Source organism: Arthrobacter glycogeni, from assembly GCF_054510815.1.
On record NZ_JBTNDV010000003.1, the window covers coordinates 122,343 to 144,793 of the forward strand.

Consider the following 22,451-nt stretch of genomic DNA (forward strand, 5'->3'; position numbering starts at 1 on the left):
GAGATCGGTGGGCAACATTCCGCTCACCGATCTCCAGGTTGACCCGTCCGGTCCACTTTGCTCACCCGGGTCAGGCGATCCGCGTCCCCTGCGCCAACCGCCGGACGGGGGTCGCGAGTTTGCGGCGTCCAAGCCACAGCAGGGTCCCGGCCAGCGCCGACTGCAGCACCAAACCCAGGGGCCACATCGGGAACCCACCCTCGGGCAGGTCCCGTCCAAAACCTTGCGCTTCCTCGCAGGTCGTCTCGTAGTCGGGGCCAGCCTGGAGGAAACGGACTCCCTGGCTGATGCCCTCCATCACGCCAGGCTGGACAGACGCATCGGGGCTCATCGGCGTCGCCACCTGCCCAAAGTCACCACCGCGGGAATAGGGAACCGAGTCGGCCACGATGACAAACGGGTTGGCGGCCAGCAGCCACGCCGTCCGCTCCGTGTGGTGCACGGTCTGAATCTCGGTCTGGGTGACACATTCCATCTCCACCGACGCTGGAATCTCCGTCGGGAAGTCAGTGCCGGGCGGATAGTCCACGAACGAGTAGGACACCTCCACGTTGTCCTCTTCGACCAGTGCGTAGCTCAGCCCGAACGTGATCAGAGTCCCAATGCCCAGCAGGGCCACCACCATGTAGGTGGTCACAATGGAGAACAGAGGTCGGTTGGCCAGAGCCGAAATTCCGATGCCGATCGCCGACACCAAGCCCAACTCGATGCTGAGCATCAGTAGTGAGACAAACGCCTCGGCGGGATTCACCCCTCCCAACGCAAGCGCCCAGAAGATGGACGGTGTGCTGACCAGCAGAAAGGCCAGCGACGCCACCCACGAGGCAAACCATTTGCCCCACAGGATCTGACCGGGAGTCAGCAGGGTGATCTGCAAAATGGCAAGAGTGCCGGCGGCGCGGTCGCCGTTGACCGCGTTGGCGGAGAGCCCCGGCGCGACGAGAAGCCCAAAGAACAAAACGAAGCCCACCACCAGGTCGAACAGGATGGCCCCGGTTCCGAAGGCCGACGCCGTCGTCACTGACGCCAGCAGGAACACCAGGCCGATGACGAAGAACCAGACGACCAGCATGATGTACCAGGCCTTGGCTCGGAGCCGCTGCCGCATTTCCAGGCCGAAGACTGCTTTCACCCCACCCCAATAGGTCAAGACCAGGTCGGAGGCGGCACCGGTGGAACCAGGCTGTTCGGTGGTAGAGATACTCATTGTCTGTCCGTATCGAGGCTCATATAGGTTTCTTCGAGGGCGCCGCCGGCAGGCGCGAAGGCGGTGATGGCGACGTCAGCCAGGACCAGGGTGCGCAGAAGCCACGCCGCCTGGTCGGTGCTGCTGACCAGCACCTGATACTCGGTGCGACGGGAATCCCCACGCACCTCGAACTCGACGCCGTGACTGGCCAGCGCGTCGGCCAGCGGCTGCAGAGGATCTGCCTGGATGTAGTAGCGGCGGATCTGGGTGCCGGCTTCGTCGAGGGTCTGATTCTTGACCGACTCACCCCTGTTGATGAACACGGCCCGGTCGGCGATCTCGTCGAGTTCGGAGAGTACATGACTGGACACCACAATGGTCTTCCCCTGGTCCGCCAGGGAGCGGAGTGTGGCGCGAAGTTCCACCCGGGACCCGGGGTCTAGTCCGGACGCCGGCTCATCCAGGAGGAGCACGGTCGGGTCGTGGATCAGTGCGCGGGCCAGGCTCAGCCGCTGCTGCTGCCCGCGGGACAAAACCCGCGCGGGTTTATCGGCGAACTCCTCAAGCCGGACGGCCGCAAGCAACCCTGCAGCGCGGTCGCGGCGCTGGTCGACCGGCATCCCATAGAGCGAACCCATGGTGGTGAGGATCTCGGTGGCGGTGAGCGATTCCCAGACCCCCAAAGTGTCCGGCATCCACCCGACCCTGCGCCGGACTGCGACTGCGTCCTGCATCGGGTCCACACCGCCCACGGTGAGCGTCCCACTGTCGGGCGCCAGCAGCGAGGCGAGGATCAGCAGCAGAGTGGTCTTACCCGAGCCGTTGGGCCCAATCAGCGCTGTCACCTCCCCAGGCGGCGCCGCAAAGTCGATGTGCCTGATGGCCGCAACGGAGCCGAAACTCCTTGCAATCCCCCTGGCAACGATTCCCCCATACTCGTTGTTCATAGTTGAACACTATGCGACTTGCGTCACGTTCAGGGGATCTTGGGCGGAACAATCGGACGCATAATTGGCTGACGCAAATCCCGCAGGGCTAAACTTGGACCGTCAACCGCAGCGCCAACGATGTCGCACAGCATCACCCACCTTTCCGTCAGCGAGCGTGCGCATGAGCTTGATCGTCCAGAAGTTTGGTGGCTCCTCAGTTGGGGACGCCGCCGGGATCAAGCGCGTCGCGCAGCGGATCGTGCAGACTCAGCGCTCCGGCCACCAGGTAGTTGTCGTCGTGTCGGCGATGGGCGACAGCACCGACGAGCTGCTTGATCTTGCCGCACAGGTGTCCAACGACGTCGTCGCCAACCCCCGTGAGATGGACATGCTTTTGAGCGCTGGCGAGCGCATTTCGATGGCGCTGCTCGCCATGGGGATCCAGGGGCTTGGCGCCTCGGCACAGTCCTTCACCGGCAGCCAGGCTGGCATGATCACCGACGCCATTCACGGCCGCGCTCGCATCATTTCCGTGTCGCCGCACCGGATCAAAACCGCTATTGACCGCGGCGACGTCGCAATCGTCGCTGGCTTCCAGGGGATGAGCCGCGAGAGTAACGACATCACCACGCTGGGTCGGGGCGGGTCTGATACCACTGCGGTGGCGTTGGCCGCCGCGTTAGATGCGGATGTGTGCGAGATCTATACCGACGTCGACGGCATCTACAGCGCTGACCCGCGAGTGGTACCGAGCGCCCGGAAGATCGACGAGATCTCCAGTGAGGAAATGCTTGAGATGGCGGCGTCGGGCGCGAAGATCCTGCATCTGCGCAGCGTCGAGTACGCCCGACGGTTCGGCGTCCGCCTGCACGTTCGCTCTTCGTTCAGCGAGCGGGAGGGTACCTGGGTACTGCCCAGCCCCGATGACCACATCAAAATTCAAGAGGGAGATCCCATGGAACAACCCATCATCTCGGGCGTCGCCCATGACCGTTCGGAAGCGAAGGTCACCGTGGTGGGAGTACCCGACATTCCCGGCAAGGCCGCAGAAATCTTCGGGATTGTTGCTGGAGCGCACTCCAACATCGACATGATTGTGCAGAACGTTTCCACGCATGGATCCGGGCGGACCGACATATCTTTCACGTTGCCGATCGTTGAAGGCTCCGAAGCGCTGGCCGCTCTGAAAGCCGCCCAGGACCGGGTGGGCTACGAGAGCGTCGACTACAACGAGAAGATCGGTAAGCTGTCCCTGATCGGCGCGGGAATGCGGTCGAACCCCGGGGTGTCCTACCGGTTCTTCAAGGCCCTCTCCGACGCCGGGGTGAATATCGACATGATCTCGACGTCCGAAATCCGGATCTCGGTGGTGACCGATGCGGAACTGTTGGACCGAGCCGTCCAGGCCGTCCACGCGGCATTCGACCTGGACGGTGAAACGGTGGCCACCGTGCACGCTGGCACCGGTCGCTAATCTTCGGTATGCAGAGCCTTTTTGCCTGACCAGTCGTCGTACTTCATCGGTGCCTCCGGCGCCCGGGTCGGCGGGTGCTCCTTCCGTACTGCGTAGTGGTGCCCCGTCGAATCCTCCTCCACCTCGAAGCCGTCGAGATCGGTCTTCGACGCCTTCTCAAACTCGTCGTCCCGGTGTACGACGGGGAGGGTGGGATCACTCCGCTCTGCCGGGCCCAGGAACACTCTGGCAGGGTTCTTTAGCCACTTCCGTGGCGACCCCCTGGTGGGATTTCTCATTCGAACCGCCTTCTTCTTCGCGCGATACGCTTGCGGCCAATTTTACCGCCGCGGGACGGAAAAGGCGCCTCTTAAAGTGAACTTAGTCGGCAACTCGTCCAGCCTGTTCAGGCGACCGGCTGGCGGAGAATGGTCTCTGGTAGCACCATCGATTCCACCGGGGCCCGCGCTGCAGGAGTCGATCTTCTTCGTGATATCCATTCTCACTGTCGCGTGCTGGTTCGAGGTGGTCAGCGGGTCGGCTAGTTCCTGGGCACAATGTAGGTGCTGCCGTCCGGGCGCTTCACCGTTTCCCACTGCGCGGCGTCGGCTTCACGGTCCTTGAGCAGCGCCTCGTTTTCCCGGGTCATGGGGTGATCCAGTGAGCTGCTCTGGGCCGGCCCGAACACTGCGCGAGCCCGACCCGTGGCCTTCATGAACCGCTGCACAAAACTGGGCTTCCTCGCCATGGTGTTCCTTCCGGACTGCCGGTCGATCAACGTTTCCTCCCTCCATCATCCTCCCTGCCTGACCGGTCCACGGCTTCGACCGGTGGTAATCGCGGTGAGACACTGGAAGGGTGAGCAGCCTATCGATCAGTGCGACGACGTCGGCCTGGCCTGGTGCCCTGACCGTGCTGCGACCGGAGCAGTGGCTCGCCGCCGCCGCGTTCCACCAAGCGCGGGTCGAGCCCTTCGCGCGTCCCTACCTGGAACGGCGTTCCGCCGGGTTGAAGCACCCCGTCGAGGACTTCCTGTTCACCTACTACACGATGAAACCGGGCCAGCTGTCGCGCTGGCACCCGGGAGCCGGCGTCGTGCTCACCGGCTCGGAAGCCACCGAACGGACCACCTGGAAGCACTACCGGACGCTCACAATAGCCGAGCGGACGGAGTTGGCGCTGGAGAACGACGTCGACGCCGTCACCGCCGACGTCGACGGGTTCCGCCGCGACCGGGCGGAGGCACTGCACTTCGCCGCAATCATTGTCCGCCGCACGCAGGCCCGGCGGGCTCAGCTGGGCTGTTTCGGCCTGCACGAGTGGGCGATGGCGTACCGGTCGCAGGTCAATGGAGTGCGCCATGAGTACCTCAAACTCCGGCTCGGGGCTGAGGGAACCGACCAACTGGTCGAAGACAGCAAGATCAGTTGCACCCACTTCGACGCCTTCCGGTTCTACACCCCTCAGGCGGTACCCCTGAACGCGCTGCAGCCCACCCGGGAAACGCAGCGCGACCTCGAACAACCCGGGTGCCTACATGCCAACATGGACCTGTACAAGTGGGCGTACAAGCTCGCCCCCTTGCTCTCCAGCGACCTGGTGATGGACTGCTTTGACCTGGCGTGGCGGATCCGGGCGATGGACATGCGGGCCTCGCCCTATGACCTCGGAGCCTGGGGCTATGACCCGATCCGCATCGAAACCCCCGGAGGCCGCGCCGAGTACGCCCGTCTGCAACGTGGGTTCTCCGAGGAGTCCCAGCAACTTCGGCAACGATTGAGTACCGCTTTGGATGACGTGGAACTGACGGAGAGTGGGCCAGCGTTAATCTAGTGACCGTCCCTTCGCGCCACCGGGCAACCGGCCAAACAGCAGCCGGGGCGCAGTCCGTCGGCAGGAGAAGGAGAGATGCCATGATCCGCGAAGACCCTTCCCGCCGCCCGTCGACGCCGCTGGGTGTTCTGGCCGGTGCCAGCATGATCCTGCTGGTGCTCTCCGGCTGTGGTGCGGGCAGCGGTGGTACACCGCCGGGATCAGCGACCGCCGACCCGACTACCCAGGCGCCGACAACAGCTCCCGAGCCGTCGGCGAGCGCAGGCCCCGCCGCTGACTCCCAGCTCACCATCGTTGTCACCATTGGCGACGACGCCGAACGGGTCACCTACGAACTGGAATGTACAGCGGGTGCACCCGTGGGGGAATCAAAGTTGCCGGATCCCGCTGCGGCGTGCCAGGCGCTCAGCTCGCACGGTGACCTGATCGTGGCCAAGCCGGACCCCGGCACGATGTGCACCCAGCAATACGGCGGCCCGGAGACCGCCGTCGTGAAAGGCACTGTCGGCGGAGAACAGGTCACCGCCAGCTTCTCCCGGGAGAACGGCTGCGAAATTGCCCGGTGGGCCATGTTTGAGCCGCTGCTAGGAACACCGGGCGGCACGGGCACCCTGTAGCCGGCGCCTCGCTGAACACCGTTCCCCGCCGACCCAGATGACGGGTGGAGGGTGATCCCCGTTAGACTGGGACGGCAAGCTCGCGGAGCGCTGGACTCACCATTTCTTCTCAGCGTGAGACGGCACCTCCGAAGCCACTGCATCTAACGCACCTTGAGCCCAGGAGTAACCGGATGCCCCGGATAATTGTTGACGTCATGCCTAAACCCGAGATCCTTGACCCGCAGGGCAAGGCCATTGCCGGGGCGTTGCCGCGGCTGGGGTTTACCGGCTTCTCCGGGGTCCGCCAAGGAAAACGTTTCGAACTCACCGTTGACGGCGAGGTGACCGAGGAGTTGCTGGCGCAGGCACGCTCGGCCGCGGCCACCCTGCTGTCCAACCCGGTCATCGAAGACGTCACGCGCGTTGAGGTGCTCACCGACGGCCCCGGCGAGGCCGTGAAGTGACTCAGATGCTCGCAGCGGAGACCTCGCCGGAGCTGGGTTCGGTTCGAGTTGGGATTATTACCTTCCCGGGTTCACTTGACGACCGCGACGCCGCCCGCGCGGTGCGCCTCGCCGGTGGCACCGCCGTCCCCCTCTGGCATGGCGACCACGACCTGCAGAACGTTGACGCCGTCGTTATCCCCGGCGGTTTCTCCTACGGTGACTATCTGCGGGCCGGGGCCATCTCCCGCTTCGCCCCCCTGATGGAGCAGATCACCGCCGCCGCCTCCGGTGGCGAAAGCGCGCTGCCGGTGCTCGGGATCTGCAACGGATTCCAGGTTCTCACCGAGGCGCACCTGCTGCCCGGCTCCATGATTAAGAACAACCATTTACATTTCCTCTGCCGTGACCAGCGTCTGCGCGTCGAGAGCTCCTCCACCGCGTGGACCGGTTCCTACGCTGCGGGCGACGAAATCGTTGTCCCCCTGAAGAATCAGGACGGGCAGTTCGTTGCGGACGAGCGGACCCTCGATGTGCTGGAGGGTGAGGGCCGGGTGGTGTTCCGCTACGTGGGCGGCAACCCGAACGGATCCCGCCGCGACATTGCCGGGATTTCCAACGCGGCCGGGAACGTGGTGGGCCTGATGCCCCATCCGGAGCACGCTGTCGAGGCCGGCTTCGGTCCCGACTCCTCAGCGACCGGGGTGGTCGGCGTCCGTGGCGGCACCGACGGTCTGGGAATATTCACCTCTGTACTCAAGAAGCTGGTTAAGTAAGTGACCCTCAATAGCTCCGCCGCGCCCGCCGAGGCCCGCAAATTCAACATCGACACCGTCGCCCACGCTGCCGAGACTCCCGACGTCGGACTCCCGTGGGCCGCGCTCGGCCTGAAGGAAAACGAGTTCGACCGTGTGGTGGAGATCCTCGGCCGCCGCCCCACCGCCGCTGAGTTGGCCATGTACTCGGTGATGTGGAGCGAGCACTGCTCCTACAAATCCTCGAAGGTGCACCTGGCGCAGTTCGGCGACAAGGTCACCGACGCCATGAAGGAGCACCTTCTGGTGGGTATCGGCGAGAACGCCGGCGTCGTCGACATCGGTGACGGCTGGGCCGTCACGTTCAAGGTGGAATCCCATAACCACCCCTCCTTCGTGGAGCCCTACCAGGGTGCAGCGACCGGCGTCGGCGGCATTGTGCGTGACATCATCTCGATGGGCGCCCGTCCGGTCGCGATCATGGATCCGCTGCGGTTCGGTGCCATCGACCACCCCGACACCCCACGTCTGGTGCACGGCATCGTGTCCGGCATCGGCGGGTACGGCAACTCCCTCGGCCTGCCGAACATCGGCGGTGAAGTGGTGTTCGACTCCGTCTACCAGGGCAACCCGCTGGTCAATGCACTGGCTGTCGGCGTCCTGCGGCACGAGGACATCCGTCTGGCGAATGCCTCGGGCGTGGGCAACAAGGTGGTGCTCTTCGGCGCCCGCACCGGCGGCGACGGTATCGGCGGTGCCTCGGTGCTGGCCTCCGAATCCTTTGACGCCGACAAGCCGTCGAAGCGCCCAGCCGTGCAGGTGGGCGACCCGTTCGCCGAGAAGGTGCTCATCGAGTGCTGCCTCGAACTGTTCAAGGCCTCGGTCGTCGAGGGCATTCAGGATCTCGGTGCCGCCGGCATCTCCTGTGCCACTTCCGAGTTGGCGTCGAACGGCGACGGCGGCATGCACGTTGAGCTGACCGACGTCCTGCTGCGCGATCCGTCGTTGACCCCCGGCGAAATCCTGATGTCCGAGTCGCAGGAACGCATGATGGCCGTGGTCACCCCCGCCAACGCCGCCGCGTTCGAAGCCATCATGGAGAAGTGGAATGTCGAGTTCTCCTGGCTGGGCGAGGTCACCGATACCGGCCGGCTCATCATCGAGTGGGCTGGCGAGAAGATTGTCGACGTCGATCCCCGCACTGTCGCCCACGACGGGCCCGTCTACCACCGTCCGTTCCACCGGCCGTCCTGGCAGGACGCGCTGCAGGAGGACACGTTCGATGGCGACCGACCGGCCTCCGCGGACGGCGACGCCCTGCGCGCCGCGGTGCTGGAACTGATGGCGTCCCCCAACATGTGCTCCAAGGACTGGATCACCAACCAGTACGACAGGTTTGTGCAGGGCAACACGGCGCTGGCCATGCCCGACGACGCCGGTGTGGTCCGCGTCGACGAGGAGACCGGCCTCGGCGTCGCCATCTCCACCGACGCCAACGGCCGCTACTCCTACCTCAACCCCTACGAGGGCGCGCGCCTGGCGTTGGCCGAGGCGTACCGCAACGTCGCCACCACGGGCGCCAAGCCGCTGGCCGTCACGGACTGCCTGAACTTCGGCTCCCCAGAGGACCCCGAAGTGATGTGGCAGTTCGCCGAGACCGTGCGCGGCCTGGCGGATGCCTGCCAGGAGCTCGGGGTCCCGGTGACCGGCGGCAACGTCTCGCTGTACAACCAGACCGGGGGCGTCGCCATCCATCCGACCCCGGTGGTGGGTGTGCTGGGCGTTTTCGACGATGTCGCCCGCCGCACCCCGTCGGGCTGGCGCGACGACGGCCAGGCCATCTACCTGCTCGGCACCACCCGGGATGAGCTGGACGGCTCCGAGTGGGCCAACCTGCGCGGCCACCTCGGCGGGCAGCCACCGGTGGCGGACCTGACGGCGGAAAAGACCCTCGCCGCCATCCTGATCAACTCCTCCCGTGACGGCATGATCGACGCCGCCCACGACCTGTCCGAGGGTGGGCTCGCTGCTGCACTCTCCGAGGCTGCCCTGCGGTTTGGCGTCGGCGCGCGGATCGGCATCGATGAGCTCTGCGAGCGCGACGGCGTCGACCCGTTCACCGCGCTGTTCTCCGAGTCCCAGGGGCGCGCCGTCGTCAGCGTCGCACGCTCCGAAGAGGTGCGGTTCAACGACATGTGTACAGCACGTAACTACCCGCACCTGCGCATCGGTGTGGTCGACGTCGAAAGCGGCACCCTCGACGTCCAGGGGCACTTCACCCTGCCGCTGCTCGAGCTGCGCGCGGCCCACGACTCAACCCTGCCCGCCCACTTCGCCTAACAGCTGGTCCGGTTCACTTTGCGGGTGCCGCTGTTGAGCACCCGTTGACCGTGCAGGTCTCCCCACCTTGTCGTCTGGGTCGCCCAGAAACCCTGCGTGTTGCACTGCGACACGCAGGGTAAGGGCCAGAAGGTGGGGAAACCTGCACCCGCCCGGCACCTTGGGTGGAGAAACTAACGGGCCAGCCGTTGCGCGGCGGCGATATACCGACGGGTGACGAGCTCCTGGCAGAACCGGGCCACCGGTGCGCCCAGGACGAAGAACCAGTTGGCGTGCCGGCTGAAGGCAAACACCTCGAAATAGACCGCCCCGTCCGGAGCCAGCGCGGCGATGAAGGCTTCTTCGCCGCGTTCCGGGTGTCCAGGTAAGGTGCCGTATCCGAACCCGGCGCGCTGCGCACCGCCGTCGTCGGCCGGTTCCTCGGCCCACACCACACGGCAAGGTGCCGGCAGGCGCAACCGGCCGACGCCGAAGCCGGGAACCACCTCGCGACCGACGACGGCGCGCCCTTGGTCTGCGGGCACACTGAGACCGGCACCGCGGTGCAGTTGCCAGGACAGGATGCCATCCGCCAGGCGGGCATACGCGGCGTGCCCCGCGCCTACCCTGACCCGCCGGCTGACCGTCCGGAAGCCGTCCGGGGATTCGCCGCACTGACTCAATCCAACTGGTTCATAGGTGAAACTAGGTGTCGTCATCTGCTGCCCATCTGCTCCAGCCGAGCATTACGCGGTCCCTCATGGGCAGGGATGCCACCACGAGGTCATAGGAATCCTCAATCATGTCGCGGATCATCGGATCCGGGAGACGGCCGGTGCACGACACACCATTCCAGTGAGTTTTGTTCAGGTGGTAGGCGCCCACAATTTCCGGGTGCGCGGCGCGCAGTTGCTCCGCCAGTTGAGGTTCACACTTCAGGCTCACCGACAACTGCGGGTCCGACAGATCGGATAACGCGAACATTTTCGCGGTACCCGCGGGAGCCATCACCTTGAACACCGACGCTGCAGGGCCGAAAGGGAAGTCCTCGAAAGTGCCCGGCAGCGCCAGGCACAACTCCCGCAGGTCAACCGGATCCATAGGGTGAGCGTACCGCTAACTAGTGGCAGGATGGGAGGACACCAACCGCAGGAGCGCACCATGAGCGAGGCAAAACGCCAGGCCGATAAGGCAGTGGATGTCGCCGAGGATGTCTCGGAGTCCAAGGCACTTGAGATTGCGGCCCGGGCTGGCTACATCGCCGCCGGCCTGCTCCACCTGCTGATCGGCGTGATCGCGCTCCGCGTGGCGATGGGCGGGTCCGGTAGCGCCGACCAGGGCGGCGCAATCAGCGCGCTGGGCGACGGCCCCGGCGGGGCGCTACTCCTGTGGGGATGCGCCATTGGCTCGATCGCCCTGGCCCTGTTCCTGCTCAGCGAAGTGTTCTTCGGCGCCCGCGGCCTGAAAGATTCCGACAAGCTCAAGTTCCGCGCGAAAAACGGCGCCAAAGCGGTCACCTATGGTGTCATCGGCGGCAGCTTCGCCACGTACGCCGCGGGTGGCGGCAAAGACAGCAGCGAAAGCACCCAGAACTTGAGCGCCTCCCTCATGTCCAACCCCGCCGGCTCGGTCCTGCTGATGGCTGTTGGCGCCGCGGTGATGATCGTCGGCGGTTACTTTGTGTACAGCGGCGCCACCAAACATTTCACCAAGAACCTGTCCCGGCTACCAGGCAACGGCGCGGGCACCGCGGTGATCCGGCTTGGCATGGTTGGCTACATCGCCAAGGGTGTTGCCCTGCTGGTGCTGGGCCTGCTGTTCATTGTCGCGACGGTGAAGAACAATCCCGAAGAATCCACCGGCCTGGACGGCGCCCTGAAGTCCCTGCAGGACCAGCCGTATGGCGCGTGGATCCTCGGCGTCGTCGCCCTGGGCCTGATCGCCTACGGTGTGTTCCTAGTGATCCGCTCCAAATACCAGAGAATGTAGCTGACGTTACAGCCCCAGACCCGGAGCCTCCATCGCCGGGCAGGTATCCATCACGACGGCGAGGCCCGCCGCCGTCGCGCGAGCCGCTGCCGCCTCGTCGATGACCCCAAGCTGCAGCCAGACGGCCTTCGCGCCCACCGCAATGGCCTGGTCCACCACCGCCCCCACCTTCGAGGAGTTCACAAAGCAGTCGACGACGTCGACGGTCCCCGGGATATCGGCCAACCGCTGATACCCGGTCTGCCCGTGTACCGAATCACCCTTGAGGCTCACCGGGATGACCTCCATCCCCAGGTGGTCGATCAGGAACCGGGAGACGCCGAGCGCTGCCCGCCGGGGGTTATTGGATAGTCCCACCACCGCCCAGCGCGCCGGCGTCGTGAGCAGGGAGCGGATCAACTCGGGATCGTTGCGGTGTGCCATGGTGCCTCTCACTTGTATCCGATCAGTTGCCAGTCGGAACAGTTACCTGCGTGGGGTGCTTTCCCCGGAAAGTTCTGCGGTAGCTGGCCGGGCTGATGCCAAGGGCCCGATTGAAATGGTGCCGCAGCAGGACAGCCTGTCCGAAGCCTGAATTGGTCGCTACAGCGTCAATGCTGAGCTCCGTTTCCTCGAGGAGCACCTGCGCACGTAACAGTCGTTGGGTGTTGACCCAGGCGGCCGGGGTGGCTCCCGTCTCAGCCCGGAACCTCCGGGCGAACGTGCGCTCGGACATGTGCATCCGGGCAGCGAGGGCGCTGACGGGCTGGTCCTCTTCCAGATGGTCGCCCAACCAGACCAGAAGATGCTCCATTGTGTCCCCGTTGACAGTCGGGAACGGCCGGTCGATGTACTGCGCCTGCCCTCCGTCCCGGTGAGGTGGAACCACCATTCCCCGGGCTATTGCATTGGCAACTTTGCTACCCAGCTCGGTCCGCACCAGATGGAGACAGGCGTCGATTCCTGCCGCGGAACCTGCACTGGTAATGATGTTGCCGTCCTGGACGTAAAGCACATCCTCGTCGACCGTAACTTCCGGATAGTCATCGGCCAGCCGTAGAGAATACTTCCAATGGGTTGCGGCCCGCCGCCCGTCGAGCAGTCCCGCCTCCGCCAAGACGAATGCCCCGCTGCAGACGGAAAGGATCCAGGCGCCCCGCTCGTTTGCCTGCCGCAAGGCATCGATGACGGGCTGGGGTAGCGTCCGCCCGCCGTCGTAGGGGCACACAATTACGAGGTCGGCTGTGGCAACGGGCGACAGATCGTTGTCAACTTCAATGGCAAAACCCAGACTGGTTGGCACCAAGCCTGGCCTGTCAGCGCAGATCCGAAGGTCGAAGGGAGGCACCCCGTAGGCGGTACGGTCTGATCCGAAGACCTCGCACACCACACCGAATTCGAAGGGCGCCATGCCCGGGAGGACTACCACCGCAACACTTTTCAGCACGAGACCAGTATGGCAGGAATTTGTTGAACATGGTCATTTCCGCCACTGTTTTTCGATTCTGGGCGAGCGGATCATCAAGGGTATGGAACTGATGACAGCCTTCGCATTGATCGCAATATTTACTGCCGCGGTGCAGGTATTCAGGGCCGTCGTTCGGGACGGTTCCGGGCAGGCTCCGCCCGTCCGGTCCCGTGACCCCTGGACCGCCGAGCATCTTCCCAGCATTGGATACCGCCACACCCTGGAGCCCGGAGATAACTGATTGTTACGCCCACACTTGCACATCACCGGCGTACAGGGGTTTAGTAGTGCTTGACCATCCCGAGCGGCCGAGAGACCTGGATCGATGAAGCCGCAGCAACCCTGGCCATCCGGCTGCCCACAGTTAACCGGTGACAGTAGGGTGCTACCGCCAGGACCGATGGAGTTGACTCTATGAGCGTTCTGGCATCACCACACCCGCGAACTTCCCTGGCCACCAAGCAGGCACTCGACATCACCTTTATCGGCCTGGGGCGCAGCTTCGGCCCCGCCTCCGACCGCCGCGCCGTCCTGCGGGACATCAACTTCGAGGTTCAGGCCGGCGAGGTACTTGCCATTCTGGGGCCCAGCGGCTGCGGCAAGTCCACCCTGTTACGGGCGGTCGCCGGACTCGACGCACTCAACGCCGGATCGGTACTCATCGACGGTCTTGAAGTCCACGGTATCGACGAACGCTGCGCCGTCGCCTTCCAGGAGCCACGGCTGCTGCCCTGGCACACCCTGCAGGCCAATGTGGCGATCGGACTACCCAAAGCTTCCAGCGCCAGCGAAGGCAAAGCGAAAGTGGCCGAACTGCTGCACCTGGTCGAACTGGATTCGTTCGCCAAGCACCGGCCGCGGGAAGTCTCCGGCGGAATGGCGCAGCGGGCTTCCCTGGCGCGCGCGCTGGCCCGCAACCCGGGCGTCCTCCTCCTCGACGAACCGTTCGGTGCGCTGGACGCCCTCACCCGGATCAAGATGCAGGACCTCCTGCTCGATATTCACCGCGCCCAGCCCACCACTGTGCTGCTCGTGACCCACGACGTCGACGAAGCACTGCAACTCGCGGACCGCATCATCCTCCTTGGCGCCGACGGTGACCGCCCCGGCGCGACAATTACCGAAGTGTTGACCGTGCCCGGTCACCGCCCCCGCAACCGCAACTCGGCGGATCTGGGCCGAATGCGCAGCTCGTTGCTGGCTTCCCTCGGAGTCACCGGCCAATAGGCCGCGTCCTCCTCTTCTCCGCTCTGCCCACGGGCACCACTACCTCACCGCTTCGCAGCCTCTCCGTACCCAGCGCCGCACTTGCACCACCTCACTTCTGCTCGTCTCACACAACCCGTCTCGGACGACTGTCCCACTCGAAGGATCCTCATGAACCGCAAACCAACACCTGTCCCCCGCCGTTCCGTCCTGGCCGTCGTGTCCCTGGCCGCCGTCGCCTCGCTCACGCTGACGGGCTGCATGGCTGGTGAGGACGCCGAATCTGCGGGGCCCGTCGGTGGTGAGCTGAATATCGACTTCGCCACCTACAACCCGCTGAGCCTGATCATCAAGGAACAGGGGTGGCTTGAGGACGAGCTGGCTGCCGAGAAGATCACCGTCAACTGGATCCAGTCCGCCGGCTCGAACAAAGCCAATGAGGCGTTGCGTGCCGGAGCTATCGACGTCGGTTCGACCGCCGGTTCGGCAGCACTTCTGGCCCGATCCAACGGGTCGCCGATCAAGGCGATCGACATTTACTCCCAGCCGGAATGGGCTGCTCTGGTGACCAACGCGGATTCCGACATCAAGGAGATCGAGGATCTGCGCGGCAAGTCGATCGCCGCAACGAAGGGGACTGACCCCTACTTCTTCCTCCTGCAGGCCCTTGAGGCCGGCGGGATCGATCCCTCCGAGGTGACGGTCCAGAACCTGCAGCACGCCGACGGGCGGGCAGCCCTCGCCAACGGGTCGGTCGACGCTTGGTCCGGGCTCGACCCGATCATGGCCTCAGCCGAGCAGGACGGAGCCACCCTGTTCTTCAGGGACATCGACTTCAACACCTACGGCTTTCTCAACGCCACCGAAGACTTCCTGGCGGAGAGCCCCGAGGTGGCCCAGACCGTGGTGAACGCCTACGAGAAGGCCCGCGAATGGGCGACGGAAAACCCTGAGGAAACGGCCGAGATTCTCGCTGAGGTGGCGGGAATCGACGTCGAGATCGCCAACGCGGTCATCATCGACCGCACCAACCTCAACGTCGACCCGGCCCCAGGCGAGGCGCAGCGGGCCGTGTTGGAGAAGATTGGACCGGTGTTCGTCGAATCCGGTGACGTCTCCAGCCAGGAGCAGGTCGATGAAGCACTGGACACCCTCTTTGATGACTCCCTGGTGCGTAACGCGGACCCCGCAGCGATTGAGGCCTCCTCATGACCCACGGCGGGAATCCCTATCTCACCGGGAACAGCGTTACGGGAGTGGTCAGGCCCGAGGGGCTTGCACCCTTGGCAGCCCCAGGCTCCACCCTCACAACGGCAGGCGCCGCCCAGCCGCAGCCCGAACGGGGTGGGCCGGCCCAGGGATGGTCCCAGGCCGGTCCGCTGCGGCTCGGCTGGGTGCGCCTGCTCCTCGGACTGATCCTGCCCACGCTGATCGTCACCGTGTGGCAGCTGAATTCGGTGACCGGCCTGTTCAGCGCCGTCCAGGTGCCGCCACCCGCGGCAGTGTTCAACGCCGCCGTCGAGCTGATACAGCGCGGCGAACTGTTGACCCATGTTGGCATCTCCACCCAACGGGTGCTGCTGGGCTTCACCTTCGGCGCCGCGTTGGGCTTGGCGATCGGCTCCCTGGTGGGACTGTCGCGGATCGCCGATGCCCTCCTCGCACCGACCATCGGCGCGCTGCGGGCCGTTCCGTCGCTGGCCTGGGTGCCGCTGCTGATCCTCTGGATGAAGATCGGTGAGGATTCGAAGATCACGTTGATCCTCATCGGGGCTTTCTTCCCGGTCTTCACCACTGTGTATCTGGCGTTACGCCATGTGGACCGGAACCTGGTGGAGGCCGGCCGGGCGTTCGGGCTCAACGGGTTCAAGCTGCTGACCACGGTGCAGCTACCTGCCGTGATTCCCTCGGTCTTCTCCGGACTGCGGCTGGGCCTCGCCCAGGCGTGGCTGTTCCTGGTCGCTGCGGAACTGATCGCCTCTTCCCTGGGGCTGGGATATCTGCTCAGCGACTCGCAAAACAATGGACGGGTGGACAGGATTTTCCTCGCGATCATCCTGCTGGCTGTCATCGGCAAAACCACCGACGCGCTCCTGGGGATTGCCGAAAAATGGGCGGTGCGACGATGGGCGTGAGCCTGCAGGAAACCGACCCGTTGACCGAGACCGGCCGGCTGGCGTTCTGGGAGCGGCAGGCGCGCCGGCTGGACTGGGCCACCGAGTGGTCGACCGTGCACACCTTCGATCCGGCCCGCCCCGCCCCGGGTGGGGCGGAGGAAGACCTCACCGTGCCGGTGATCGAGTGGTTCGTTGGTGGCCGTCTCAACGTGGCACACAACTGCGTGGACCGCCACGTCAACGCCGGGCGGGGTGACAAGGTTGCCCTGCACTTTGAAGGCGAGCCCGGCGACCGGCGCACAGTTACCTACGCTGATCTGCAGGACGAGGTGTCCCGCGCCGCCAACGCCCTGCTTGACCTCGGGATCGGCCAGGGCGACCGGGTGGTCATCTACCTGCCCGTGCTGGTGGAAACCGTCGTCGTCACCCTGGCCTGCGCCCGGATCGGCGCGGTCCATTCGCTGGTGTTCGGCGGGTTCTCCGCCGAGGCGCTCCGGTTCCGGGTCGAAGACACCGGCGCGAAACTGCTGGTCACCACCGATGGGCAGTACCGTCGCGGCCTGGCGGTGCCGGTCAAGGCCAACGCCGACGAGGCCGTGTCAGGGTCCACCAGCATCGAGCACGTCCTGGTGATCCGCCGCACTGGCAGTGACATCGAGTGGACCGAGGGCCGCGACGTCTGGTGGCATGACGCCGTCGGCGCCGCATCCCCGCACCACACCGCCGAGGCATTCGACGCCGAGACTCCCCTGTTCATCATGTACACCTCCGGGACCACCGGGAAACCCAAGGGCCTGGTGCACACCTCCGGCGGGTATCTCACCCAGGCGTCGTGGAGTTTCGATTACCTGTTCAGCCACCCCGACCCGGCCCGGCGGGACACCGACGTGCACTGGTGTACCGCCGACCTGGCCTGGGTCACCGCCCACACCTACGAGATCTACGGGCCGCTCGCCAACGGCGCCACCCAAGTAATCTTCGAGGGCACCCCCAACACACCCCACCCGGGACGGCACTTTGAGATCATCGAGCGCTACGGCGTGACCAGCTACTACACGGCGCCCACCCTGATCCGGTCACTGATGGGCTGGTTCCCGGACGGCGTACCGTCCGGTTACGACCTCTCCAGCATCCGGCTCCTCGGCACCGTTGGCGAGGCGACCAACCCTGAGGCCTGGCGCTGGTTCAGGGAGCACCTCGGATCCGGCACCGCGCCGGTGGTGGACACGTGGTGGCAGTCCGAAACCGGGGCCGCCATCCTGTCTCCCCGCCCCACCGATGCGTCGTTCAAACCGGGCTGCGCATCCCGCGCCCTCCCCGGCGTGAGTACCCGGATTGTCGACGACGACGGGCGCCCAGTCCCGCCCGGAGTGCAGGGCCTGATTGTGGTGGACCAGACCGGACCCGCCATGGCCCGGACCGTCTGGGGCGACCCGCAGCGGTACCTGGATTCCTACTGGCGGAAGTTCGCCGCCCAGGGCTGGTTCCTGGCCGGTGACGGCGCCCGGTACGACGACGACGGCGACACCTGGATCCTCGGCCGCATCGATGACGTGCTCAACGTGTCGGGTCACCGGCTCTCGACCATCGAGATTGAATCGGCGCTGGTGGCCCACCCATGGGTGGTCGAGGCCGGGGTGTGCCCGGTCGCCGACCCGCTGACCGGTCACGCGATCGCCGCGTTCGTCGTGCTGGCTGCATCACAAGGGGCAAGGGCCGAGGATGAGGTGGCCCGGATCCTGCGGGACCACGTCGGGACGGTGATCGGGCCGATCGCCAAGCCGGCCGCCGTCGTCGTCGTCGCTGACGTCCCGAAAACCCGGTCCGGGAAGATCATGCGCCGGCTGCTGACCCAGCTGTACGAGGGAACCACGCTCGGTGACACTACCTCGCTGCAGAATGAGGCCTGCGTGCCGGGAATCGCGGCGGTCCTGGCCGCGAGGGCAGCACCGTGACCCCGCCCCGCGCGCGGCCGGCGCCTCATCCTCCGGCCGTCCCGGAGACCTTCCACCCGGTTTCAGTGACCTTTATCGCCGTCCCGGGGTCAAAGTGGGCATCGGTGGCGAACATACCGCCCACCGATCTCCAGTTTGACCCCCGCGGTCCGGGTTGATCACCGATCCGAAGCTCGGGCGACCTCAAGGCCCTGCATCATGTGACTGAGGACGACACCTGCAACGCTGAGCAACATTCTTGGTCTACCGCGAAGGGGCTGCCACACTGGTGGTGACCATCCCGAGCGGTACGAGAGATCTGGCTCATTGACACCGCAGCAACCCTGGCCACTGCCCCGGCAGTGACATTAGGGTGCTAATGCCAGGCACGATGGAGGTTTTCATGGCTATTGATCTATCCCAACCCCTCAAGTTCGCCTACTGGGTTCCCAATGTGAGCGGCGGGCTGGTGGTGTCGACCATTGAGCAGCGCACCAGCTGGGACTTCGACTACAACAAAAAACTGGCGCGCATTGCAGAAAATGCCGGCTTCGAGTACGCCCTCTCGCAGACCCGGTACGCGGCGTCGTATGGCGCCGACAAGCAGCATGAGGCCACCTCATTCTCGCTGGCGTTGCTCGGCGCGACCGAAAAGCTGAAGGTGATCGCCGCCGTCCACCCGGGCATGTGGCAGCCCGGTGTCCTCGCGAAGTTCATTATCACCGCCGACCACATTTCCGGTGGTCGGGCGGCAGTGAATATCGTCTCGGGCTGGCTGAAGAGTGAGTTCACCGGGTTCGGGCTGCCGTGGCTGGAGCACGACGAACGGTACGTCCGCACCGAGGAGTTCATCAGGATTCTCCGCGGCCTCTGGACCGAGCAAAACTTCTCCCAGGCCGGGAAGTACTACAACATCACCGACTTCACCCTCAACCCGCCACCCGTTGACGTGCCGGGGCGGCCGCACCCGGAGATCTTTTTCGGCGGGAACTCGACGGCGGCACAGGCAACCGCAGGCCGGGTGGCCGACTGGTATTTCTCCAACGGGAAGGACCTCGAGGGGTTCAAGGAGAACGTCGCTGGCGTGCAGGCGTCAGCAGCCGAAGCCGGACGGCACCCGAGGTTCGGGCTCAACGGGTTTGTGATCGCCCGCGATACCGAGAAGGAGGCCCGCGAAACCCTCCGCGAGATTGTGGCCAAGGCGCACAAGCCGGCCGTCGAAGGGTTCCGCGACGCGGTCCAGGAGGCTGGCGCGTCCACCAAGGACGGCAAGGGCATGTGGGCCGACTCGTCCTTCGAGGACCTGATCCAGTACAACGACGGGTTCAAGACCCAGCTCATCGGGACGCCCGAGCAGATTGCCGAGCGCATCGTCGAGTACAAGAAGATCGGCGTGAACCTCATGCTGACCTGCTACCTGCACTTCCAGGAGGAAGTCGAAGCCTTCGGCAAAGACATCCTTCCCATTGTCCGCGAGCTCGAAGCGGACCTCGCCCGCAAAGAGGGCCTAGATTTCATTGTTGACGACCAGATTAAGGCAGGTGTCTGATGGCTGACCGCAGCTTCGGTTTCCGCACGCGCGCCCTCCACGCCGGAGGCACTCCTGACTCGGCCCATGGGGCCCGGGCGGTACCCATCTACCAGACGACGTCGTTCGTCTTCAAGGACACGGCCGACGCCGCCAACCTGTTTGCGCTGCAGAAGTACGGCAACATCTACTCGCGGATCGGCAACCCCACGGTCGCTGCGTTCGAGGAACGGATTGCGTCGCTGGAGGGCGGCATCGGGGCCGTGGCGACGGCGTCGGGCATGAGCGCCGAATTCATCACCTTCGCCGCGCTGTGCCAGGCGGGGGATCACATTGTCGCCGCGTCGCAGCTCTACGGCGGCACCGTCACCCAGCTTGACGTGACCCTCCGCCGGTTCGGCATTGACACCACGTTTGTGCCCGGCACCGACCCCGCTGACTATGCCGCGGCCATCCAGGACAACACGAAGGCCGTCTACGCCGAGGTGATCGCCAACCCGTCCGGCGAGATCGCCGATATTCAGGGGCTGGCAAAGATCGCCCACGACGCCGGGGTGCCGCTGATCATCGACTCGACCCTGAGCACCCCCTACCTGATCCGGCCGATCGAGCACGGCGCGGACATTGTGATCCACTCGGCCACCAAGTTCATCGGCGGGCACGGGACCACCCTGGGCGGCGTCGTCGTCGAGGCCGGTACCTTCAACTGGGGCAACGGCAAGTTCCCCACCATGACGGAGCCGGTGCCGTCCTACGGCAACATCCAGTGGTGGGCCAACTTCGGGGAGTACGGGTTCCTGACCAAGCTGCGCACCGAACAGCTGCGGGACATCGGCCCGTCCCTGTCCCCCATGTCCGCGTTCCAGCTGCTGCAGGGCGTCGAAACCCTGGCCCAGCGGATGGACGAGCACCTGGCCAACGCGCAGGCGGTCGCCGAGTGGCTCGAGAACGACCCGCGGGTTGAATACGTGAACTTCGCCGGGCTCCCCTCGCATCGTCATTTCGAGCGGGCAGCCAAATACCTGCCGCAGGGGCCGGGATCGGTCTTCAGCTTCGGGGTGAAGGGCGGCCGGGCGGCCGGGCAGAAGTTCATTGAATCACTACAGCTCGCCTCGCATCTGGCGAACGTCGGCGACGCACGCACCCTGGTCATCCACCCCGGCTCGACGACGCACCAGCAGCTCTCCGCCGAACAGCTGGTCACGGCCGGCATCCCGGAGGACCTGGTCAGGATTTCGATCGGGCTGGAGGACCTGGAAGATATTCTGTGGGACATCGACCAGGCGCTGGATCTTGCCACAGCGCCCCAGCTCGCTGCGGCACCGGGTTCAACCGAAGGAGTTCAGGCATGAGCGCTGGCCCGGAAACGGTGCGGACCTGGGAGGGCCCGTCAGCACCCGAACGGCTCTCCCTCCTGCGGAATGCCAAGTCTGTGGCGATTGTTGGGGCGTCGGACAAGCCGTCCCGCGCGTCGTACTTCGTGGCAACGTACCTGCAGTCGTCGTCGCCCTACCGGCTGTACTTCGTGAACCCGGTGGCCAAGGAGATTCTAGGGCAGCCGGTGTACGCGTCACTCGCCGACCTGCCCGAGGTCCCCGACATTGTTGACGTGTTCCGGAAGCACGACGACCTCCCGGGCGTCCTGGAGGAGACCAAGGCGGTCGGCGCGCAGACGCTGTGGCTGCAGCTGGGGTCCTGGCATGAGGGCGTTGCGCACGACGCCGAAAAGGCGGGACTGAATGTCGTCATGGACCGGTGTATCAAGATTGAGCACGCACGGTTCCACGGCGGACTGAACCTGGCCGGTTTCAACACGGGAGTGATTTCGTCGAAGCGCCGGGTCACCGCCTAGCCCGACCCCACCAAACAGAGATCCATCGGTCCGGGGCTAGTGGGACTCGACGATCTCCTCGTTGCGCGCGAAGCGGCGGTTCTTCAGGACGGGCAGGAACTGTCGGACGTCGGCGATCCGTCGGCGTGACACATCGGTGGTGACCACGCCCTCACTCTCCTCATTGAGGAAAACCTGCGGAATGCCCATCGGGTCGAGGATGGCTGAGTGGCCGATGGTGTGCCCGCTGGAGGTTCCCGCCGCGGCAATCCAGACGGTGTTCTCGATGGCGCGGGCCTTCAGCAGGGTCTCCCAGTGGTCCACCTTGTGGTCGCCTTTGAACCAGGCGGCCGGCACCAGGATCAGGTCCGCCCCACGGTCCGCAAGCGCCCGCGCCTGTTCCGGGAAGCGGATATCGTAGCAGGTCATCAGGCCCACCGTCAGCTCACCGATCGTGACCACCTTGATACCGCCGTCGCCCGGCTTGATCCGGGTGGACTCCTGGTAGCTGAAGGCGTCGTAGAGGTGCAGCTTGCGGTAGGTGTCCACAATCTTGCCGGTGGCGTCGACCAGCACCAGCGTGTTGTAGGGGCGATCCTCGCCGCTGCCCTCGTACCCGCCGGCAACAATGGCGATGCCCAGTTCGGCGGCGACGAAGGACAGTTGCTGCACGAACGTCGACCAGTTCTCGTCCACCGCGGCCGCCAGCGACCCCTCTACCTTCCCGATGGAGAACATGGATTCTTCGGGAAAGACGATCAGCTCCGACCCCTCGGAACGCGCCTTCTCGGCGAGCCCCCGCATGGTCCTGAGGTTGTCCGAGACGTCGCCGCCCGGCCGGAACTGCCCAACGCTGATCTTCATTGTCGCCGCTTTCAT

At 65.3% G+C, this 22,451-nt stretch carries 24 protein-coding genes and 1 riboswitch; of the genes, 15 read left to right on the forward strand and 9 right to left on the reverse strand.

Features of this window, described 5'->3' with window-relative positions; all coding sequences use genetic code 11:
* Positions 1 to 70: 70 nt before the first annotated feature.
* Positions 71 to 1,207 carry an ABC transporter permease gene (locus ACX80G_RS04395; RefSeq protein ID WP_459305890.1) on the reverse strand — a complete coding sequence of 379 codons (1,137 nt, stop codon included), beginning with the start codon at positions 1,205 to 1,207 and terminating at the stop codon, positions 71 to 73.
* Positions 1,204 to 2,136, reverse strand: coding sequence for an ABC transporter ATP-binding protein (locus tag ACX80G_RS04400; RefSeq protein WP_459305892.1), 933 nt, complete (start codon positions 2,134 to 2,136; stop codon positions 1,204 to 1,206). The genes ACX80G_RS04395 and ACX80G_RS04400 overlap by 4 nt, the downstream gene beginning before the upstream one ends.
* A 163-nt stretch (positions 2,137 to 2,299) precedes the next feature.
* On the opposite strand from ACX80G_RS04400, the gene ACX80G_RS04405 reads away from it, so the two are divergent.
* Positions 2,300 to 3,592, forward strand: a complete 1,293-nt coding sequence (locus ACX80G_RS04405; RefSeq protein ID WP_459305894.1) for an aspartate kinase — start codon at positions 2,300 to 2,302, stop codon at positions 3,590 to 3,592.
* On the opposite strand, the gene ACX80G_RS04410 is transcribed toward ACX80G_RS04405, so the two are convergent.
* Together ACX80G_RS04410 and ACX80G_RS04415 are read right to left on the reverse strand one after the other, a co-directional pair.
* A complete protein-coding gene (locus ACX80G_RS04410) occupies positions 3,589 to 3,870 on the reverse strand; it encodes a hypothetical protein (protein ID WP_459305896.1) in 282 nt (93 codons plus the stop codon). The two genes, ACX80G_RS04405 and ACX80G_RS04410, sit on opposite strands and share 4 nt — an antisense overlap.
* 242 nt (positions 3,871 to 4,112) lie before the next feature.
* Positions 4,113 to 4,319, reverse strand: a complete 207-nt coding sequence (locus tag ACX80G_RS04415; RefSeq protein WP_459305898.1) for a hypothetical protein — start codon at positions 4,317 to 4,319, stop codon at positions 4,113 to 4,115.
* Between the two features lie 110 nt (positions 4,320 to 4,429).
* Here ACX80G_RS04415 and ACX80G_RS04420 point away from each other — a divergent pair, with 110 nt between their 5' ends.
* The 5 genes from ACX80G_RS04420 to purL all read left to right on the forward strand — a co-directional run bounded on the left by ACX80G_RS04420 (position 4,430) and on the right by purL (position 9,541).
* The gene (locus ACX80G_RS04420; RefSeq protein WP_459305900.1) at positions 4,430 to 5,404 is read left to right on the forward strand and encodes a 3-methyladenine DNA glycosylase; all 975 of its coding nucleotides are present in this window, start codon (positions 4,430 to 4,432) and stop codon (positions 5,402 to 5,404) included.
* 80 nt (positions 5,405 to 5,484) lie between these two features.
* On the forward strand, positions 5,485 to 6,021 hold the full coding sequence (locus tag ACX80G_RS04425) for an SSI family serine proteinase inhibitor (protein ID WP_459305902.1): 537 nt from the start codon (positions 5,485 to 5,487) through the stop codon (positions 6,019 to 6,021).
* Between the two features lie 173 nt (positions 6,022 to 6,194).
* Complete coding sequence (purS, locus tag ACX80G_RS04430) at positions 6,195 to 6,467, forward strand: phosphoribosylformylglycinamidine synthase subunit PurS (protein WP_459305904.1); 273 nt, start codon at positions 6,195 to 6,197, stop codon at positions 6,465 to 6,467.
* A 5-nt stretch (positions 6,468 to 6,472) separates the two neighbouring features.
* Complete coding sequence (gene purQ / locus ACX80G_RS04435) at positions 6,473 to 7,222, forward strand: phosphoribosylformylglycinamidine synthase subunit PurQ (RefSeq protein WP_459306220.1); 750 nt, start codon at positions 6,473 to 6,475, stop codon at positions 7,220 to 7,222.
* The gene (purL, locus tag ACX80G_RS04440; protein ID WP_459305906.1) at positions 7,223 to 9,541 is read left to right on the forward strand and encodes a phosphoribosylformylglycinamidine synthase subunit PurL; all 2,319 of its coding nucleotides are present in this window, start codon (positions 7,223 to 7,225) and stop codon (positions 9,539 to 9,541) included.
* A 173-nt stretch (positions 9,542 to 9,714) separates the two neighbouring features.
* On the opposite strand, the gene ACX80G_RS04445 is transcribed toward purL, so the two are convergent.
* Together ACX80G_RS04445 and ACX80G_RS04450 are read right to left on the reverse strand one after the other, a co-directional pair.
* Positions 9,715 to 10,239, reverse strand: a complete 525-nt coding sequence (locus tag ACX80G_RS04445; RefSeq protein ID WP_459305908.1) for a DUF1990 domain-containing protein — start codon at positions 10,237 to 10,239, stop codon at positions 9,715 to 9,717.
* A complete protein-coding gene (locus ACX80G_RS04450; RefSeq protein ID WP_459305910.1) occupies positions 10,226 to 10,621 on the reverse strand; it encodes an MmcQ/YjbR family DNA-binding protein in 396 nt (131 codons plus the stop codon). Before ACX80G_RS04450 ends, ACX80G_RS04445 begins: the two co-directional genes overlap by 14 nt.
* Before the next feature lie 60 nt (positions 10,622 to 10,681).
* On the opposite strand from ACX80G_RS04450, the gene ACX80G_RS04455 reads away from it, so the two are divergent.
* Positions 10,682 to 11,509 carry a DUF1206 domain-containing protein gene (locus tag ACX80G_RS04455; RefSeq protein ID WP_459305912.1) on the forward strand — a complete coding sequence of 276 codons (828 nt, stop codon included), beginning with the start codon at positions 10,682 to 10,684 and terminating at the stop codon, positions 11,507 to 11,509.
* Positions 11,510 to 11,515: 6 nt separating this feature from the next.
* On the opposite strand, the gene ACX80G_RS04460 is transcribed toward ACX80G_RS04455, so the two are convergent.
* Both ACX80G_RS04460 and ACX80G_RS04465 read right to left on the reverse strand, forming a co-directional pair.
* Positions 11,516 to 11,932, reverse strand: coding sequence for a CoA-binding protein (locus ACX80G_RS04460; RefSeq protein ID WP_459305914.1), 417 nt, complete (start codon positions 11,930 to 11,932; stop codon positions 11,516 to 11,518).
* Positions 11,933 to 11,954: 22 nt separating this feature from the next.
* Positions 11,955 to 12,935, reverse strand: coding sequence for a GlxA family transcriptional regulator (locus tag ACX80G_RS04465; protein ID WP_459305916.1), 981 nt, complete (start codon positions 12,933 to 12,935; stop codon positions 11,955 to 11,957).
* An 82-nt stretch (positions 12,936 to 13,017) separates the two neighbouring features.
* Here ACX80G_RS04465 and ACX80G_RS04470 point away from each other — a divergent pair, with 82 nt between their 5' ends.
* From ACX80G_RS04470 to ACX80G_RS04505, 8 genes are all read left to right on the forward strand, one after another.
* Positions 13,018 to 13,197, forward strand: a complete 180-nt coding sequence (locus ACX80G_RS04470; RefSeq protein WP_459305918.1) for a hypothetical protein — start codon at positions 13,018 to 13,020, stop codon at positions 13,195 to 13,197.
* A gap of 173 nt (positions 13,198 to 13,370) precedes the next feature.
* Positions 13,371 to 14,183 (forward strand): ABC transporter ATP-binding protein, encoded by an 813-nt coding sequence (locus ACX80G_RS04475; RefSeq protein WP_459305919.1) that lies wholly within the window; start codon positions 13,371 to 13,373, stop codon positions 14,181 to 14,183.
* Between the two features lie 150 nt (positions 14,184 to 14,333).
* A complete protein-coding gene (locus ACX80G_RS04480; RefSeq protein WP_459305921.1) occupies positions 14,334 to 15,374 on the forward strand; it encodes an aliphatic sulfonate ABC transporter substrate-binding protein in 1,041 nt (346 codons plus the stop codon).
* The gene (locus ACX80G_RS04485; protein ID WP_459305922.1) at positions 15,371 to 16,297 is read left to right on the forward strand and encodes an ABC transporter permease; all 927 of its coding nucleotides are present in this window, start codon (positions 15,371 to 15,373) and stop codon (positions 16,295 to 16,297) included. The genes ACX80G_RS04480 and ACX80G_RS04485 overlap by 4 nt, the downstream gene beginning before the upstream one ends.
* A complete protein-coding gene (gene acs, locus ACX80G_RS04490; protein WP_459305923.1) occupies positions 16,273 to 18,234 on the forward strand; it encodes an acetate--CoA ligase in 1,962 nt (653 codons plus the stop codon). Before ACX80G_RS04485 ends, acs begins: the two co-directional genes overlap by 25 nt.
* A gap of 272 nt (positions 18,235 to 18,506) precedes the next feature.
* Positions 18,507 to 18,611, forward strand: a riboswitch (SAM riboswitch).
* A 5-nt stretch (positions 18,612 to 18,616) separates the two neighbouring features.
* Positions 18,617 to 19,762, forward strand: a complete 1,146-nt coding sequence (sfnG, locus tag ACX80G_RS04495) for a dimethylsulfone monooxygenase SfnG (RefSeq protein ID WP_459305925.1) — start codon at positions 18,617 to 18,619, stop codon at positions 19,760 to 19,762.
* Positions 19,762 to 21,093 carry an O-acetylhomoserine aminocarboxypropyltransferase/cysteine synthase family protein gene (locus ACX80G_RS04500; protein WP_459305926.1) on the forward strand — a complete coding sequence of 444 codons (1,332 nt, stop codon included), beginning with the start codon at positions 19,762 to 19,764 and terminating at the stop codon, positions 21,091 to 21,093. Before sfnG ends, ACX80G_RS04500 begins: the two co-directional genes overlap by 1 nt.
* Positions 21,090 to 21,593 carry a CoA-binding protein gene (locus tag ACX80G_RS04505; RefSeq protein ID WP_459305927.1) on the forward strand — a complete coding sequence of 168 codons (504 nt, stop codon included), beginning with the start codon at positions 21,090 to 21,092 and terminating at the stop codon, positions 21,591 to 21,593. Before ACX80G_RS04500 ends, ACX80G_RS04505 begins: the two co-directional genes overlap by 4 nt.
* Before the next feature lie 36 nt (positions 21,594 to 21,629).
* Here ACX80G_RS04505 and ACX80G_RS04510 read toward each other — a convergent pair whose 3' ends face one another.
* On the reverse strand, positions 21,630 to 22,436 hold the full coding sequence (locus ACX80G_RS04510; RefSeq protein ID WP_459306222.1) for a carbon-nitrogen hydrolase family protein: 807 nt from the start codon (positions 22,434 to 22,436) through the stop codon (positions 21,630 to 21,632).
* Positions 22,437 to 22,451: the final 15 nt, after the last annotated feature.

Coding starts and splice junctions, on each gene's coding strand:
- purS (WP_459305904.1), top strand. CDS start 6,195: ATGCCCCGGATAATTGTTGACGTCATGCCTAAACCCGAGATCCTTGAC.
- ACX80G_RS04395 (WP_459305890.1), bottom strand. CDS start 1,207: ATGAGTATCTCTACCACCGAACAGCCTGGTTCCACCGGTGCCGCCTCC.
- ACX80G_RS04460 (WP_459305914.1), bottom strand. CDS start 11,932: ATGGCACACCGCAACGATCCCGAGTTGATCCGCTCCCTGCTCACGACG.
- ACX80G_RS04415 (WP_459305898.1), bottom strand. CDS start 4,319: ATGGCGAGGAAGCCCAGTTTTGTGCAGCGGTTCATGAAGGCCACGGGT.
- ACX80G_RS04455 (WP_459305912.1), top strand. CDS start 10,682: ATGAGCGAGGCAAAACGCCAGGCCGATAAGGCAGTGGATGTCGCCGAG.
- ACX80G_RS04470 (WP_459305918.1), top strand. CDS start 13,018: ATGGAACTGATGACAGCCTTCGCATTGATCGCAATATTTACTGCCGCG.
- ACX80G_RS04480 (WP_459305921.1), top strand. CDS start 14,334: ATGAACCGCAAACCAACACCTGTCCCCCGCCGTTCCGTCCTGGCCGTC.
- ACX80G_RS04500 (WP_459305926.1), top strand. CDS start 19,762: ATGGCTGACCGCAGCTTCGGTTTCCGCACGCGCGCCCTCCACGCCGGA.
- ACX80G_RS04410 (WP_459305896.1), bottom strand. CDS start 3,870: ATGAGAAATCCCACCAGGGGGTCGCCACGGAAGTGGCTAAAGAACCCT.
- ACX80G_RS04400 (WP_459305892.1), bottom strand. CDS start 2,136: ATGAACAACGAGTATGGGGGAATCGTTGCCAGGGGGATTGCAAGGAGT.
- ACX80G_RS04485 (WP_459305922.1), top strand. CDS start 15,371: ATGACCCACGGCGGGAATCCCTATCTCACCGGGAACAGCGTTACGGGA.
- sfnG (WP_459305925.1), top strand. CDS start 18,617: ATGGCTATTGATCTATCCCAACCCCTCAAGTTCGCCTACTGGGTTCCC.
- ACX80G_RS04425 (WP_459305902.1), top strand. CDS start 5,485: ATGATCCGCGAAGACCCTTCCCGCCGCCCGTCGACGCCGCTGGGTGTT.
- ACX80G_RS04450 (WP_459305910.1), bottom strand. CDS start 10,621: ATGGATCCGGTTGACCTGCGGGAGTTGTGCCTGGCGCTGCCGGGCACT.
- ACX80G_RS04405 (WP_459305894.1), top strand. CDS start 2,300: ATGAGCTTGATCGTCCAGAAGTTTGGTGGCTCCTCAGTTGGGGACGCC.
- ACX80G_RS04510 (WP_459306222.1), bottom strand. CDS start 22,436: ATGAAGATCAGCGTTGGGCAGTTCCGGCCGGGCGGCGACGTCTCGGAC.
- acs (WP_459305923.1), top strand. CDS start 16,273: ATGGGCGGTGCGACGATGGGCGTGAGCCTGCAGGAAACCGACCCGTTG.
- ACX80G_RS04445 (WP_459305908.1), bottom strand. CDS start 10,239: ATGACGACACCTAGTTTCACCTATGAACCAGTTGGATTGAGTCAGTGC.
- ACX80G_RS04475 (WP_459305919.1), top strand. CDS start 13,371: ATGAGCGTTCTGGCATCACCACACCCGCGAACTTCCCTGGCCACCAAG.
- purQ (WP_459306220.1), top strand. CDS start 6,473: ATGCTCGCAGCGGAGACCTCGCCGGAGCTGGGTTCGGTTCGAGTTGGG.
- ACX80G_RS04505 (WP_459305927.1), top strand. CDS start 21,090: ATGAGCGCTGGCCCGGAAACGGTGCGGACCTGGGAGGGCCCGTCAGCA.